This is a genomic window from Enterovibrio sp. QJM3NY_24 (assembly GCF_057786035.1).
Genome location: NZ_CM173520.1, coordinates 864,791 through 879,097 on the forward strand (window position 1 = coordinate 864,791; position 14,307 = coordinate 879,097).

13 protein-coding genes are annotated in these 14,307 nt (G+C 48.6%); 8 read left to right on the top strand and 5 right to left on the bottom strand.

What is annotated here, in order from left to right:
- Positions 1-47: 47 nt before the first annotated feature.
- Both AC3CIC_RS20220 and AC3CIC_RS20225 read right to left on the bottom strand, forming a co-directional pair.
- The gene (locus AC3CIC_RS20220) at positions 48-578 is read right to left on the bottom strand and encodes a DUF5943 domain-containing protein (RefSeq protein WP_488515987.1); all 531 of its coding nucleotides are present in this window, start codon (positions 576-578) and stop codon (positions 48-50) included.
- A 73-nt stretch (positions 579-651) separates the two neighbouring features.
- Positions 652-1,641 (bottom strand): dipeptidase, encoded by a 990-nt coding sequence (locus AC3CIC_RS20225; RefSeq protein ID WP_488515988.1) that lies wholly within the window; start codon positions 1,639-1,641, stop codon positions 652-654.
- A gap of 207 nt (positions 1,642-1,848) precedes the next feature.
- Between AC3CIC_RS20225 and AC3CIC_RS20230 the strand changes: the two genes are divergently transcribed.
- The gene (locus tag AC3CIC_RS20230; RefSeq protein ID WP_371732819.1) at positions 1,849-2,973 is read left to right on the top strand and encodes a M14 family metallopeptidase; all 1,125 of its coding nucleotides are present in this window, start codon (positions 1,849-1,851) and stop codon (positions 2,971-2,973) included.
- A 111-nt stretch (positions 2,974-3,084) separates the two neighbouring features.
- Here the strand turns inward: AC3CIC_RS20230 and AC3CIC_RS20235 are convergent, their stop codons facing one another.
- Together AC3CIC_RS20235 and AC3CIC_RS20240 are read right to left on the bottom strand one after the other, a co-directional pair.
- Positions 3,085-4,236, bottom strand: coding sequence for a sterol desaturase family protein (locus AC3CIC_RS20235; RefSeq protein WP_488515989.1), 1,152 nt, complete (start codon positions 4,234-4,236; stop codon positions 3,085-3,087).
- A gap of 183 nt (positions 4,237-4,419) precedes the next feature.
- Entirely contained in the window at positions 4,420-6,150 is a 1,731-nt protein-coding gene (locus AC3CIC_RS20240) for a formate--tetrahydrofolate ligase (protein WP_488515990.1), read from the bottom strand.
- Between the two features lie 346 nt (positions 6,151-6,496).
- Between AC3CIC_RS20240 and AC3CIC_RS20245 the strand changes: the two genes are divergently transcribed.
- The 3 genes from AC3CIC_RS20245 (at position 6,497) to AC3CIC_RS20255 (ending at position 8,102) form a co-directional block, all read left to right on the top strand.
- Complete coding sequence (locus tag AC3CIC_RS20245) at positions 6,497-7,138, top strand: SGNH/GDSL hydrolase family protein (protein ID WP_488515991.1); 642 nt, start codon at positions 6,497-6,499, stop codon at positions 7,136-7,138.
- An 84-nt stretch (positions 7,139-7,222) separates the two neighbouring features.
- Complete coding sequence (locus AC3CIC_RS20250; protein ID WP_488515992.1) at positions 7,223-7,741, top strand: lipocalin family protein; 519 nt, start codon at positions 7,223-7,225, stop codon at positions 7,739-7,741.
- Between the two features lie 157 nt (positions 7,742-7,898).
- Positions 7,899-8,102 carry a hypothetical protein gene (locus AC3CIC_RS20255; RefSeq protein WP_488515993.1) on the top strand — a complete coding sequence of 68 codons (204 nt, stop codon included), beginning with the start codon at positions 7,899-7,901 and terminating at the stop codon, positions 8,100-8,102.
- Positions 8,103-8,212: 110 nt separating this feature from the next.
- On the opposite strand, the gene AC3CIC_RS20260 is transcribed toward AC3CIC_RS20255, so the two are convergent.
- The gene (locus tag AC3CIC_RS20260; RefSeq protein WP_488515994.1) at positions 8,213-8,464 is read right to left on the bottom strand and encodes a TIGR03643 family protein; all 252 of its coding nucleotides are present in this window, start codon (positions 8,462-8,464) and stop codon (positions 8,213-8,215) included.
- Between the two features lie 280 nt (positions 8,465-8,744).
- Here AC3CIC_RS20260 and AC3CIC_RS20265 point away from each other — a divergent pair, with 280 nt between their 5' ends.
- From AC3CIC_RS20265 to AC3CIC_RS20280, 4 genes are all read left to right on the top strand, one after another.
- A complete protein-coding gene (locus tag AC3CIC_RS20265) occupies positions 8,745-9,620 on the top strand; it encodes a DMT family transporter (RefSeq protein WP_488515995.1) in 876 nt (291 codons plus the stop codon).
- A gap of 323 nt (positions 9,621-9,943) precedes the next feature.
- Positions 9,944-11,473 carry a putative basic amino acid antiporter YfcC gene (gene yfcC / locus AC3CIC_RS20270; protein ID WP_488515996.1) on the top strand — a complete coding sequence of 510 codons (1,530 nt, stop codon included), beginning with the start codon at positions 9,944-9,946 and terminating at the stop codon, positions 11,471-11,473.
- 81 nt (positions 11,474-11,554) lie between these two features.
- Positions 11,555-12,571, top strand: coding sequence for a succinylglutamate desuccinylase/aspartoacylase family protein (locus AC3CIC_RS20275; protein WP_488515997.1), 1,017 nt, complete (start codon positions 11,555-11,557; stop codon positions 12,569-12,571).
- A 206-nt stretch (positions 12,572-12,777) separates the two neighbouring features.
- On the top strand, positions 12,778-14,295 hold the full coding sequence (locus AC3CIC_RS20280; RefSeq protein ID WP_017003825.1) for an O-antigen ligase family protein: 1,518 nt from the start codon (positions 12,778-12,780) through the stop codon (positions 14,293-14,295).
- Positions 14,296-14,307: the final 12 nt, after the last annotated feature.

Below are 14,307 nucleotides of genomic sequence, written 5' to 3' on the forward strand. Positions count from 1 at the left end.
CTCTTACAGCTCTTAACTCTCAACGCTTGACGCTTGACGCTTGACGCTTAAACAGGCTTCACGTCAAATAACCCAAATTCGCAGCCCTCTTCCGAGCCACTTTGACGTTGAACAGCATGCGTTTTGAGCGGGAAGCCCACGCTTTCGGTGACCTGATCCATCGCGCCTGCAAACCACCCCGTGAACATGTAATCCACTTTGCGATTGACCTTGCCGTAGTAATACACAAACGCGGAATTTTCGAGTCGCACTCGCGCTGTGCCTTGGGATACATCAAGGTGCTCGATAAAAAACTGCCCCCAACCACGTTGAGAAAGGCGTTTCATGTAATGATCAAACACTTCAGCGCCGGAAATGCCGTGGGTTTCACCTTCTTGCTCACACCAAAAATAGGCCGATTTGTAGCCTGCTTTGTAGAGCAAATCAGCATAGACATCCGCACCTAACGCTTCTTCTACCGCAGCATGGTTATTGATGAAAAAATGGCGCGGCACGTACAACATGGGTAACCCATCTGTACGCCAAACGCCGGTTTCGTCGTCAACCTGAATCGGTAATTCCGGTGGATGTTGGCTCATGAATGTTTCCTCAGCTTTCACTATTAATCTCGATCAAATCACTTCGCAACAATCGAACGCTTACACGCAGGTGCTATTCGCCCCACACGTCTTTCAATACATTGACCCAATTTCCGCCCATGATTTTCTGCACCTTGCTTGCAGGCCAGCCGTTATCAAGCAGCGCTTGGGTTAAGTTCGGGAAATCCCCGATGGTGCGCATACCTTTGGGGTTAATGATCTCGCCAAAGCGTGTCAGCCTACGCGCATAGCCTTTGTCATGGGTGATCCATTCAAAAAATGCCTGATCGTGACCCTGCGTAAAATCAGTACCAATACCGACACTGTCTTCCCCCACAATGTTGACGATGTAATCAATCGCCTCGACATAATCTTCGATGGTGGAGTTGATGCCGTTTTTGAGGAAAGGCGCGAACATGGTGACGCCAACAAAGCCGCCGTGATCAGCAATGAATTTCAGCTCAGCGTCAGATTTATTGCGCGGGTGATCTTTTAGCCCTAAAGGCAAGCAGTGGGAATAACAGACAGGTTTCTTGGATTCCAAAATCACTTCTTCAGAGGTTTTGGGACCAACATGGGAAAGGTCACACATCACGCCCACGCGATTCATTTCGGCTACCACTTCACGCCCATAACCCGACAAACCGCCATCACGTTCATAGCAGCCAGTGCCAACGAGGTTTTGGGTGTTGTAGGCCATTTGCGCGATGCCAACGCCCAGCTTTTTGAAAATCTCGATGTAGCCCAGTTGGTCTTCAAATGCCTGCACATTTTGAAAGCCCAGCATGATGCCGGTTTTACCTTCTTCTTTGGCACGTAAGATATCTTGTGTGGTGTGAACAGGCCGAATAAGGTCGTTGTTGTCACGAAGCAGCTGATTGAATTCGACGATATTGTCGATGGTGGCCTGAAAATCTTCCCACACCGACACGGTGCAGTTAGCAGCGGTGAGTCCACCCTTTGCCATGTCTTCAAACAGCGCCCTGTCCCACTTGGCAATGATGAGGCCATCAATAATGATGGAATCGCGATGAAGTACAGCGGCAGCGTTATTGTCGGACATGAAGGCTTCCTTGTGAGTATTCCCTTTTCTATGACTTTCACGTTAACCAACAACCTTCAAACTCGGCGGTGCGATTGCGACAGCTTGTTGCGGGTTTGCGTCAGAGGGGAAATTGCCCCACGCATATCGGGGGTGGATTGCAGGTTTAGGACGCCGAAAACTGTGATAATCTTACTGACTGTTCACACAAAAACGTCACATTCAAAAATGAAAATATTCAGCAATTTCGAAAGCGGAAATATTCACATCGTTAAAGCCGATACGCCTAACGATATTCAGCTCACCATTCCTGCGGATAACCAAACCGAGATATCCCAGTGGTTCCACTTTCGACTAGAAAGTACGTCGCAAGAACAGCATGATTTCAACATTCTGAACTTAGCAAAATCGGCTTACCCAGAAGGGTGGAAAGACTACGATGTTGTCGCGTCTTATGACCGCAATGAGTGGTTCCGTATTCCTGCCGAGTTTGATGGCGACACCCTGCGCTTTTCTGTTATCCCAGAAAGTGGCTCCATGTATTTTGCCTACTTCGCGCCATACTCTTACGACCGTCATCAAGACTTACTGCACAGTGCGCAATCTCACTATGCGTGCGAACTTGAAACCCTTGGCACCACGCTTGATGGCAACGACATCAGTCTGTTGACCATCGGCGAGCCCGCAGAAGGCAAGAAGAACATTTGGGTGATTGGCCGTCAGCATCCGGGCGAAACCATGGCGGAATGGTTCATTGAAGGGCTGCTGTTGCGCCTGCTTGATGAAACCGACACCGTGGGAAAAACCCTGATCGACAACGCGGTGATCCGCGTGGTACCCAACATGAACCCAGATGGCAGCATTCGCGGTCACTTGCGTCACAACGCGATTGGCGTAAACCTCAACCGCGAGTGGCAAACACCGTCGGTCGAGCGCAGTCCAGAAGTGTTCTACGTGCGCGAGCGCATGCTAGAAACGGGTGTTGATATGTTCTTGGACATTCACGGTGATGAAGCCATTCCGTATAACTTTGTCGCGGGCAGTGAAGGCATTCCTTCTTACAACGAAGAATTGGCGGCGCTCGAAGATCACTTCAAGCAAGCCCTGCTGACCATCACCCCTGAGTTCCAAGACGAATTCGGTTACCCGAAAAGTGCACCAGGTACGGCCAACCTAACTGTGGGTTCAAACTGGGTAGCAGAACAATTCAAATGTTTAGCTTACACCGTTGAAATGCCATTTAAAGATCACATCAGCCACGCTGATGCGCTGTATGGCTGGTCTCCTGCCCGCAGTGCGGCATTCGGTAACGACATGTTGGCAGCGATTTTGGCAACACACAGCAAACTGTAATGTCAGTTGCTTTGGTGACTGACGGGTAGACTCGCACAGACTTCAAATCAAAAAGCCCAAACGCAGAGTTTGGGCTTTTTTTTGACGCTTTGTGAATCAACGTGAATCTTGCTATTTGTTCTTTTTCCACGCTGTAATGGGATACAAGATCTGCCCCAGAATACTTTTCGGCAATGGCTTGGTCGTGCCGTAATTCGCAGGCCAGTGTTTACCCGGCATGTGCATGGTGCCGAACAGCCAATCAAACACCACCAAATGCGCACTGTAGTTGGTATCAATCGCCGGCTTTTCTGAACTGTGGTGCCAATGGTGAAACTGTGGCGTCACGAAGATGTATTTCAGCACACCAAAATGCAGCCGCGTATTACAGTGGATCAACACCGCTTGCAGCGCAGCGAATGCAACATAGGCATTCAAGGCGGCTTCCGATGGGCCAAGCAAATACAGCGGCACCATCACCATGGCGCGCTCAGAAAACACCTGCAGAAAATGACCACGTGAACCTGCCAACCAATCAAGATTTTCCACAGAGTGATGCACAGCATGCACAGGCCAAAGCACTTTCACTTCGTGAAACAAACGATGCTCCCAGTACAACACAAAATCAGCGGCAACCAGAATCAACACAAATTGAACAAACACAGGTAGCGATTGGATGGTTTCTTGAAACGAAGCACTCACCGCCCAGCTAAAGTGACTCACATGGTAGTTGGCATAAATCAGGATGGCGGAAATCGCGAGATGGTTGAAGCAGAAATAGAGAAAATCCGTCTCCCACTCTTTGCGTAAAATCACCTGATTTTTATATTTCGGATACAGCTTTTCCAGTGTCACAAACACCACCGCAGAGCCCAAAAACGCAAGGATTAACCAATCTACGCCGAGCGATAACGCTTTCGGTTCAACGGGGCCAACCGGCACGGTGTAACCACCCAATGCGAACGCAATGAGAGTCAACGAAATTCCCAAACAACCCAACCTGCGGCATTTTTTCAGTAGGTGCGTCATTGCCCCAAAGAACAACGAAAAATACATGCCGTATTTCAGTATGTGTTGCAGGCTTTCGGCGTCATAGGTTTTGCGTAGTTCGGTGGTAGTGAGATAAGAAGGAAACAGATAGGCCAGCACCGCAAGCAATGACAATGCACCGAGCATGACTGACAAATAGCCGCTGATTTTGCCATCGCCAATACGTAACTGGCGTTGTGCATCAAGCTCAACCTGTCGTTGCTGATAGTGATATGAAGGGTCCTGCTTGGCCATGTCTCTGTCCTTTTTTGTGTCAGTGCTCCGTGTGTGGAACCAAGACTACGACAGATCCCGCCCGCCGTTAATACCGCTGTTCAAAGTAACAAAAAGCGCCACGAAAGGTGGCGCTATCTGTGACTTTTTAGCGTGAGCTACTCAAATCGCAGCTTACAGGCTAAGTATTTGACGGTAGGAGCGCTAGAACAAACCCACAATTTCGCCATTGTCATCCAAGGAAATACTCAGCGCTGCGGGTTGTTTCGGCAAGCCAGGCATGGTCATCACATCACCACAAATGGCTACCACAAACCCTGCACCTGCCATCAAATGCAATTCACGCACGGGCAGAACATGATCCGTCGGAGCGCCCAGCATGTGAGGATCTGCGGTAAAGCTGTAAGGCGTTTTCGCGATACACACAGGCAAATGACCAAAACCTTGTTGATGAATTTCATCTAACTGTTTTTGCGCAGCAATGTTGAATTGCACATCCGATGCGCCATATAAGCGCGTGGCAATGGTGCGGATTTTCTCGTCGATCGGCATCGCATCTTCGTAGAGAAACTTCACCTCTGGCGAGCCGCTGTCCAAAATCGCTTTAACGCCTTCTGCGACGGCTTTTGCGCCCGCACTGCCTTCCGCCCAGTGATGCGCTTCTTCCACTTTCGCACCTAATCCTAAACAGACTTCTTTAATCACCGTCAGTTCTTCGTCGGTGTCTGTTGGAAATCGGTTAATCGCCACCAACGGGTTTAAGCCAAACTGCTGCATGTTTTCGATATGACGAACGAGGTTTTCTGCACCCTTGGTGACAGCCTCAACATTTGGCGCATCAAGGTCGCCTTTGCCGATACCACCCTGCATTTTCAAAGCACGTACAGTACACACCAATACCGCAGCATCGGGTTTTAGACCTGACAATCGACACTTAATATCAATGAATTTTTCAGCCCCCAGATCCGCACCAAAGCCGGCTTCTGTGACCACGACATCGGTTAAACCGAGCGCGGTGCGTGTCGCCATCACCGAGTTACAACCATGAGCAATATTGGCGAACGGACCGCCGTGGATCAACGCCGGATTATGCTCAAGGGTTTGAATTAAATTCGGTTGAATGGCTTCTTTGAGCAGCACCGTCATTGCGCCATCAGCGCCTAGCTCGCGTGCCGTGACTGTCTTGTTGTCACGGTTGCGCCCGATGATGATATTTCCGAGTCGGCGCTGGAGATCTTTTCGATCATCAGCAAGACAAAGGATCGCCATGATTTCTGACGCGACAGTAATATCAAAACCAGATTCACGTGGCTGACCATGAGCAGGTCCACCCAAACCAACCAAGGTATGGCGAAGCGCGCGATCGTTCATGTCCATGACACGACGCCACGAAATACGACGTGAATCCAGATTAAGCTCGTTGCCCCAGTGAATATGGTTATCAATCAGCGCAGCCAGCAAGTTATGGGCAGAAGTAATGGCATGAAAATCCCCCGTGAAGTGCAGGTTCAAATCTTCCATTGGGATAGCTTGTGCACGCCCACCACCTGCCGCGCCGCCTTTTACGCCAAAACATGGCCCAAGTGACGGTTCACGCAAGCAAACACTGGCGCTCACGCCAATGGCGTTTAATGCGTCGGTCAGCCCGATACTGGTGGTGGTTTTTCCTTCACCAGCAGGTGTCGGTGTAATCGCGGTCACTAATACCAGCTTGCCTTGCTTTTTACGGGTATCAAGCTGCGTCAAATCCAGTTTGGCTTTGTAATGCCCATAAGGAATCAGCGCGTGTGCAGCGACGCCAAGTTTACGCTGAGCCACTTCGAAGATGGGCCAAGGTTTTACTGCTCGCGCGATTTCAATATCCGGTGCGCCCGGAGGAGGTAACACTGTCATAGTTAATTCTGCCAGTACTGCATTATTATGATTATTGGTCATTTGTACTCGAACTGCTTGTGAGTATGGGCTGTTTGCCCGTACTCGATATTCTTCATTTGCGACACTTTCTAATCTTTTTGCTCTCCTGAAGCGCGAAAACCCCAGTCATCTCAAGATGCGTGTTCAGCGAGAGCTTGCGGGAGCCTAAGTAGACAGTAAGCGCGAGGAAATTGGCTTGATGCGGGTCAATGAAGAAGAAAGGATCGCGTAACTATTTCAACAATAACCGTAAGTTACTTGGGTATATCAGTTGAATATTATCTTGTGACGGTATCTACTCTTGAATGGGCGATATTCTAAATGCTTCGCTTTATACCCAAGTACTTTTAAACGGAGAAAAAACGCTATGCCACGGATCCTATGCTTCGGTGATTCAAACACTTGGGGATACAACCCTTCCAATGGCGAGCGATGGCCTGATGGCGTTCGCTGGACATCACGACTTCAACAACACCTCAATGACGAATCGCAAAAGCCAACGGCGTGGACACTGATTGAAGAAGGCCTTAACGGACGCACCACCATGTGGAATGACGCGCTCAAACCTCACCGTGACGGCAGCGCGGCCTTGCCAATGGTCTTACTGACCCATCGCCCGCTGGATTGGGTTGTCATCATGCTTGGCACGAATGATCTCAAATCTCAATACCCATCAGAGCCAGCATGGATAGCAGAAGGCGTTCGAAAGTTAGTGGGTCAGGTTCGCGAAACCGACAATGCAGGACAAACTGCACCGCAGATCCTCATCGTTTCTCCCGCGCCCATGCATGACGCCAATAAATGGGCGTCTGGTTTTATCAATGGGAGAGAGAAATCACTGCAATTAGCGTCTTACTTCCACACCGTTGCAGAAGAAGAAGGCTGCTATTTCCTAGACGCAGGTCAAGTATGTGAAGCCTCACCGATAGACGGTTTACACATAGATGCGCAAGGCCATGCAGCATTGGCAGCATTCATTTATGAAGCGCTAGAAGGGTTAACCGACTGATCCTGAAGATGTTCGCTACCGTAGTATTAGATTAAGCCCGTATTGGCTAACACCGGAATGCTCACACACAACACAAGAAGAAAAATGATGATTCGAACCCTTTTCGCCGTACTTTCATTGCTGCTACTCACTGCTTGCCAATCCGTTCCCGACGGCGTGACGCCTGTGACGGGGTTCGACGAACAGCGCTATCTTGGCAAATGGTATGAGGTAGCTCGTCTCGATCACAGCTTCGAGCGTGGTCTAAGCAATGTCACCGCCGAATACTCAGTGCGAGAAGATGGGGGTATCCGTGTGTTAAACCGTGGTTTTAACACAGAAGATCAAGAATGGTCTGATGCAGAAGGGCGAGCGTATTTCGTGGATGAGCGCGATACCGCGCATTTGGAAGTCTCTTTCTTTGGTCCTTTCTTTTCATCCTACGTGGTGTTCGAACTGGGTGAAGACTACGACTACGCCTTCGTGTCTGGTTACAACACAAACTACCTCTGGCTCTTAGCTCGTACACCCACCGTTTCTGACGCACTACTGGCAGAATTCTTAACCATTGCAGAGGAAAAAGGGTTTAACATCAACGACATTATCTTCCCCGTTCAAGAGTAATACAGACTGAGCCTGATCACTTTCGACGAGAGATTGGGCTCAACTTCCCGCTTTTTGATTAAATATTCTGCAAACTCGGTCGCCCTTAAAACAAAGGACTAAACTTCATCCTTCCTTTCTGCTTAAATAGCCCGATATTAACATGATAATCAATAATATGCCGATAACGACTGATACCCCTGCAATGCGAGAGACACTTGCTCGCCTGAACCAAGATGCTATTGCCTCCATTGACACCAACGGAGAATGCAAGATTAAGGTCAATGATCTGTCTACCCTGCTTTCTGCTTACAAAATTGAGCTAAACAAAAATCGAGGGTTAAAAAAAACAATGGGAAACGCAGCCAAGGCTGACGCTTAATTATTGATTTCTGACCGGAATTCAATTTCAAATCACCACACTTCCCTTCACTTGGGCGCGCAATAGCAGCGGTAAGTGGAGGAGCAGATTACACAGTCAATCAAATGTTTTCACCTGAGCTTATATTGGGAAGGGCAATAGCCTCGACTGACCTCAGCGCCTCGTAACTTTACATGCTTCGTTTTGCGCCCTGAGACTCTCGAACGCCAAAGCCTAAAACTACTGAGTTTTAATTGCTGTCGCATAAAACGAATCACGTCCGATTCGTTCATACCAAATTGCTGTTCAATTGCCTCAAAAGGTGTCCGATCTTCCCATGCCATCTCAATGATTCTGGACTGATTTTCGTGGCTTAATGTCATCGTGAAACATCCCGTTAGAAATAAATTTTCTACGTTGACACACCAATTTTGGTTCAGTAACTACAACAAGCCTACCGTCGAACACCAAGCGACATCACCGACACAAGTTATTGGTGCAAAGCCACTTTGGGGCAAAGCGATCCACACGCATCACCAAATCACACCCATCACTTCAAGTCGTTAAATCTTTCTTGGGTTGTAGCGTTCCAACAGATACGTTCTAATCACTCTCTTGCACGTCGCATTCACGCTATTTGTCTTCGCAAAGGATTGCCAACTGATGTTAAAAAGCTCTATCCCTTTTATATTTGTGTTGCTCTGGAGTACGGGTTTTATTGGCGCAAAATTTGGCCTGCTGGACTCGAACGCAGCCACGTTTCTCTTGATTCGTATGGCTCTAAATGTGCTGGTGTTCTTGGTTATTCTGGCCGTGATGAGACCCATTATGCCCAGAGGAAAGCTGCTTGTTCATGCGCTGGTGTCCGGATTCTTGATTCACGGGTTCTACTTAGGTGGCGTATTCGCCGCCATTCAATTAGGGATGCCTGCGGGCTTGTCATCCTTGCTGGTAGGGTTTCAGCCTATTCTCACTGCGGTGATTGTCGTGAATACCTCGGAGGAAAGACTCAGCTTCTCGCAATGGCTAGGGCTTGTTGCGGGCATCGTTGGGATTGCTTTTGTCGTACAAGGGAAAATGAGCTGGGGTATGGATGCGCAACCGCTTTATGCCTACATATTCATTGGCTCTGCACTGCTTGGTATTACCTTCGGCACCTTGTACCAAAAACGCTTTTGTCAGGGTATGAACTTGGTGACCTCGGCCATGTGGCAATATGTCGCGGCAGCTGTCGTATTCTTGCCTGTCGTTTGGTTCGTTCAAGGTTTCCAGGTGACATGGACACTCACTTTTACTCTGACGATGATTTGGTCCGTCCTCGTGCTTTCCGTTGTGGCTGTCTTGTTGTATCTCTATATGGTCGGTCAAGGTGCGGCATCCAAAGTCACGTCATACATTTACCTTGTTCCGCCGCTGGCAGCCATCCAAGGCTGGCTGTTTTTTGATGAAGCGTTTTCCGGCGCGACATTGATCGGCTTTGCCTGTTGTGCGCTGGCGGTGTATTTGGTGATGAAAGCGCCGAAGCTCTCCTTTCGATAATCTAATTTCAATGAATACTGGCTGAGGGCACGTTTCTCTCAGTCAGTATCTTGTTCAGGTTTTCCCATTGTCTTACCTAGTCGAGCCATTCTTTTCTACTTTCTTCCTCTTTGTCTCTTTTTCTCTTTTTCTCTTTTTCTCTTTTTCTTTATGCATTATCGCAACTCATCCATCACACCGCTCAATCCTTAATCAGTCATACTCTCTGCTTTTTGAGCGAAAATAAGGATTAGTGAATTACCTCTCCACAACAAATGAAATGCTTTGACTTTTTATTCGTATTTAACGACATTTTATGCCCCTTTTATTTTGAGAATGATGGAATGTCTCAAACACATGTTCAAACCCAAGATGGGGTGTCTGATCAGAAAAAATGGCAAATGCCTGACACCCTAATTTTGATTTTTATCGTTGGCCTTTTCGCTGCTGCAATGACGTATCTGATCCCTGTGGGTCAGTTTGACAGCCAGCAAGTTTCCTTCATGGTCGACGGCGCTGAAAAAACACGCACCGTTATCAACCCTGAGTCTTTTCGTTTGGTCACTGACGAAAACGGAGATTCGGTTTACAACCAAGTACAATTCTTCGCATCGGGCGGTGGTATTGGCTTGATGAATTTCCCGTTTGAAGGTCTGGTTTCTGGCTCAAAATGGGGTTCAGCGATTGGCGTGATCATGTTCATGCTGATCATCGGGGGTGCGTTCGGCATTGTCATGCGCACAGGTACCATTGATAACGGTATCTTGAAGCTCATCGACAAGACCAAAGGCAGTGAAGCGCTGTTTATTCCTGTGCTATTTTCGCTGTTCTCACTTGGCGGGGCCGTATTCGGCATGGGAGAAGAGGTCGTCGCGTTTGCCATTATCATTGCGCCATTAATGGTTCGTCTTGGCTATGATGGCATCACGACGGTGATGGTCACGTATGTCGCCACGCAGGTGGGATTTGCTACCTCGTGGATGAACCCATTCTCGGTGGCTATCGCACAAGGCATTGCAGGTGTTCCTGTACTGTCAGGCATGTCATTTCGCATGACGATGTGGGCAGGCTTCACCCTCATTGGTATTGCCTTTACCATGATGTATGCCGCCAAAATCAAAGCCAACCCGAAAGCTTCCTACAGTTTCGAATCTGATGCGTATTTGAAAGACAAAGCACAAGAAGATAACGAAGCGCGTTGGGGCTTTGGCGACACGTTAGTGATCTTGACAGTGATTGCGACCACCATCTGGGTTGTCTGGGGTGTGGTCATGCATGCATGGTACATTCCTGAAATCGCATCCCAGTTCTTCACCATGGGCTTTGTGGTCGCCATTATCGCTATCCTTTTTAAGCTCAACAACATGCGCTTCAATGATGTGGCTGACGCATTCAAAGAAGGCGCTGGTATCATGCTCGCACCGGCTTTACTGGTTGGCTTCGCTAAGGGCGTGTTACTGCTTCTTGGTGGCGGTTCAGACGACCCCAGCGTGCTAAACACGATTTTGCACAATACCGGGGGCGCAATCAGTGAATTGCCTTCTGCAGCGGCGGCTTGGTTGATGTATGTGTTCCAGTCTGTGTTCAACTTCTTTGTGACCTCAGGATCTGGGCAAGCAGCACTCACCATGCCTTTACTGGCTCCGTTGTCCGACATTGCAGGCGTAACACGCCAAGTCGCGGTACTGGCCTTCCAATTGGGCGATGGTTTTACCAACATTATTGTGCCGACGTCGGCATCTTTGATGGCGACACTGGGTGTATGTCGTATTGATTGGGGCAACTGGGCACGATTTGTTTGGCGCTTTATGCTGTTGCTTTTTACCATCGCAAGTGTCACGGTAATTGGCGCGCACATGATGGGCTTTGCCTAGCATCAACGCAGCATGCCCAAGGCAATAAATGAATAACAAGGGCGAGATAGACATCTCGCCTTTTTTTGACCTGAATAGAGTATGGCGACACGCAGTATGACAACAATTATTGAAGGTAATCAAATCGACGGGCTGGCCGTGATCAGCGCATTAGATGTCAATCAGCTAGACGCAGGACAACATAAGTTCTGGTTCCGCGCAGCCACCAATGCATTAGGCCAATCGCAACACTTACCTGTCTGGGTATTTAAAGGCGAAAAAGCAGGCAAGAAGATTGTCATTACTGCGGGCGTTCATGGCGATGAATACAACGGCGTATTGGCAGCGCAAGCCATTGCCCGAGAGCTGAAAAACAAAGAAATCGCTGGCTGCATAACCATTATTCCAACACTGAATCTCTCCGGCATGCTTAACCACAGCCGCGATTTTTTCTCGTCTGATCCCGATGTATCCTGTGGCAACCTCAACCGCCACTTCCCGGGCAATGCTGACGGTAATGAGCCACAGCGTTTTCTTCATGCGATTTGGCACAACTTGATGAAGCCAAACGCAGAACTCGCGATCGACCTGCATACCCAAACCACCGGCACCGTTTACCCGCTGTATGCATTTGCAGATTTTCGCATTGCTGATGCTGTCAACATGGCGCGATTGATGAATCCTGATGCGATTTTGGACGACCCGGGTGACCCAGGTATATTGGAAACCGTGTGGAATGAAAACAATATTCCAAGCATCACGGTTGAACTTGGCGTGGGCCGTTATACCGACACTGTTATGGTCACGCGGGCAGTCGATGGCGCGATGAATATTTTCAAGCATTATAATCTGCTTGATGAAATGCCTCAGGCGATAACCCCCGCCATTGAAAGTGCGCGCGTCACCAGTCTTCGTGCCATTCAAGGTGGCTTTATTTTGCCGCAAGTTTCACTGATGCAGCATGTAGAAACCGATCAACTCCTTGCCGTTCAATACGACAGCTTTGGTGAAGAAGTACATCAGTATCGCGCGCCTGACTCAGCAGTGGTACTCAGCCACAATGTAGAATCCATGCGTGCTGCGGGCGCGTTGGTGATTCGTCTCATTCATCCGCAATAAGTTACGCCAATTCGGAAAATCCCCCATGTTCGTTTAGTTTGTCGAATTGACAGTCAAAATAAGAAAACCGCGCCCTTGATGCGTGGTTTTCTTTTCTGTCTACATCTGTGAATTTATAATTAACTGATTTCATAGAATTAAATTTCAGATCAGTAAGTGGCACACTCTTTGCTATAACCGTGTATGAATCACGAAGAGTGCGGGTAATGCAACTACTTGACTGGCTGAGCGAACAGCAAAACTTGCTGCTAACGCGAATGAAAACCCATTTTGTGCACGTCACAGCGATGTTTGTCGCTTTGTCTTGTGTGGTGTGGTTTATCATTCCTCATCCTGTCATCCCTATCGCCATTGGCCTTGTCCCGCTGGCCCTTCTGATCACCCTGTCTCAACCTGTTTTACTGGGTTTACTGTTCATTGCTTTTTCCTTCTTTCGCCTCCATGAAGCGTTCCCTCAACTGTATTCACTAAAAATTCCGCTGATGTTGTCTTTGGGCACACTGACCACATTGGCTTGGCACATCGGGCTTAGCGGTAAAATCAAGATGTTCCACAGCAAGGAACTTAACGCTTTTTACGTCTTTCTTGCGCTCGTCACTATCGGTATTCCGCTCTCTGGCAATATCGGTGAAGCCTTTGCTTACTACAAAAACACCTACGTCAAAATCGGCATCATGACCCCCGCTTTGGCGTGGTTGCTTTGTCATGCCAAGCACTATCGAAATGCTCTTGTTATGATCGTGGCGTCGGGCATGTCGGTCGCACTGGTCACCCTTTTTAACAAAATGAACGGCATTGGGATGGTGGAAGAAACGCGGGTGACCGTCGGTCGAGATATTGGCTCAGTATTAGGTGACCCTAACGATTTGGCGCTCGTACTTCTGTTCCCTTTTTCTTTTGCGGTCAGCATTGCTATCACAGACGGTCTACCGAAAAAAGCCCGCTTCTTGGGTTTACTGACAGCAATTGCGCTGTTTTCAGCCATTATTGCCACACAAAGCCGCGGCGGGATCTTAGGTATCCTCTCGGCACTCGGCACCATTGCATGGCGACGCGTCAAATCGAAAGCCTTGCTGTTTAGTGTCGGCGGTGTGCTGTGTTTTATTCTGTTTATCGCAGCAGGGATCAGTGGCCGTAAGTCCGGCGGTGCAGAAGAAGAAGGTTTAGACGAATCCGCAAAAGGCCGTCTGTATGCCTGGGAAGCTGCTTTTTTTATGGCCGTCGACAACCCTTTTTCTGGCGTAGGATTGAACAATTTCTACTTCAATTATTTCTTCTATTCCCCACATTGGGATGGGCTTAACCATGCGGTTCACAGCACATGGTTCGGCGTATTGGGTGAAACCGGATTTTTGGGTTTGGCTGCGTTTTTAAGCATGACATTCATCGTGTTTCGCTCAGCGCAAAAAACGGTCTATCTCGTGACCCAAAAACCAAATGTTTACCCCCCGGTAGTGCGCTGTATTTCAGAAGGACTATTTTCAGGCATGGTCGCATTTTGCGTATCAGGCACCTTTCTGACCCAAGGGTTTACTTGGCCTATCTACATTCTCGTCGCGCTTACCGCCTCAGTTGCACACTACGTCAAAACAACCGAAGCATCGCTGGTAGCGACAGGGGAACAAGACACAGAACCCAACACTGAAGGGAGCGACCCGACTGAGGTTCATCCATCAAACAATGAAACCCGCAGAAACAAATATTCAAAACCGAACCTGCGTTAAAGGAGTCTTTAC

Coding starts and splice junctions, on each gene's coding strand:
- AC3CIC_RS20220 (WP_488515987.1), bottom strand. CDS start 578: ATGAGCCAACATCCACCGGAATTACCGATTCAGGTTGACGACGAAACC.
- AC3CIC_RS20225 (WP_488515988.1), bottom strand. CDS start 1,641: ATGTCCGACAATAACGCTGCCGCTGTACTTCATCGCGATTCCATCATT.
- AC3CIC_RS20230 (WP_371732819.1), top strand. CDS start 1,849: ATGAAAATATTCAGCAATTTCGAAAGCGGAAATATTCACATCGTTAAA.
- AC3CIC_RS20235 (WP_488515989.1), bottom strand. CDS start 4,236: ATGGCCAAGCAGGACCCTTCATATCACTATCAGCAACGACAGGTTGAG.
- AC3CIC_RS20240 (WP_488515990.1), bottom strand. CDS start 6,150: ATGACCAATAATCATAATAATGCAGTACTGGCAGAATTAACTATGACA.
- AC3CIC_RS20245 (WP_488515991.1), top strand. CDS start 6,497: ATGCCACGGATCCTATGCTTCGGTGATTCAAACACTTGGGGATACAAC.
- AC3CIC_RS20250 (WP_488515992.1), top strand. CDS start 7,223: ATGATGATTCGAACCCTTTTCGCCGTACTTTCATTGCTGCTACTCACT.
- AC3CIC_RS20255 (WP_488515993.1), top strand. CDS start 7,899: ATGCCGATAACGACTGATACCCCTGCAATGCGAGAGACACTTGCTCGC.
- AC3CIC_RS20260 (WP_488515994.1), bottom strand. CDS start 8,464: ATGACATTAAGCCACGAAAATCAGTCCAGAATCATTGAGATGGCATGG.
- AC3CIC_RS20265 (WP_488515995.1), top strand. CDS start 8,745: ATGTTAAAAAGCTCTATCCCTTTTATATTTGTGTTGCTCTGGAGTACG.
- yfcC (WP_488515996.1), top strand. CDS start 9,944: ATGTCTCAAACACATGTTCAAACCCAAGATGGGGTGTCTGATCAGAAA.
- AC3CIC_RS20275 (WP_488515997.1), top strand. CDS start 11,555: ATGGCGACACGCAGTATGACAACAATTATTGAAGGTAATCAAATCGAC.
- AC3CIC_RS20280 (WP_017003825.1), top strand. CDS start 12,778: ATGCAACTACTTGACTGGCTGAGCGAACAGCAAAACTTGCTGCTAACG.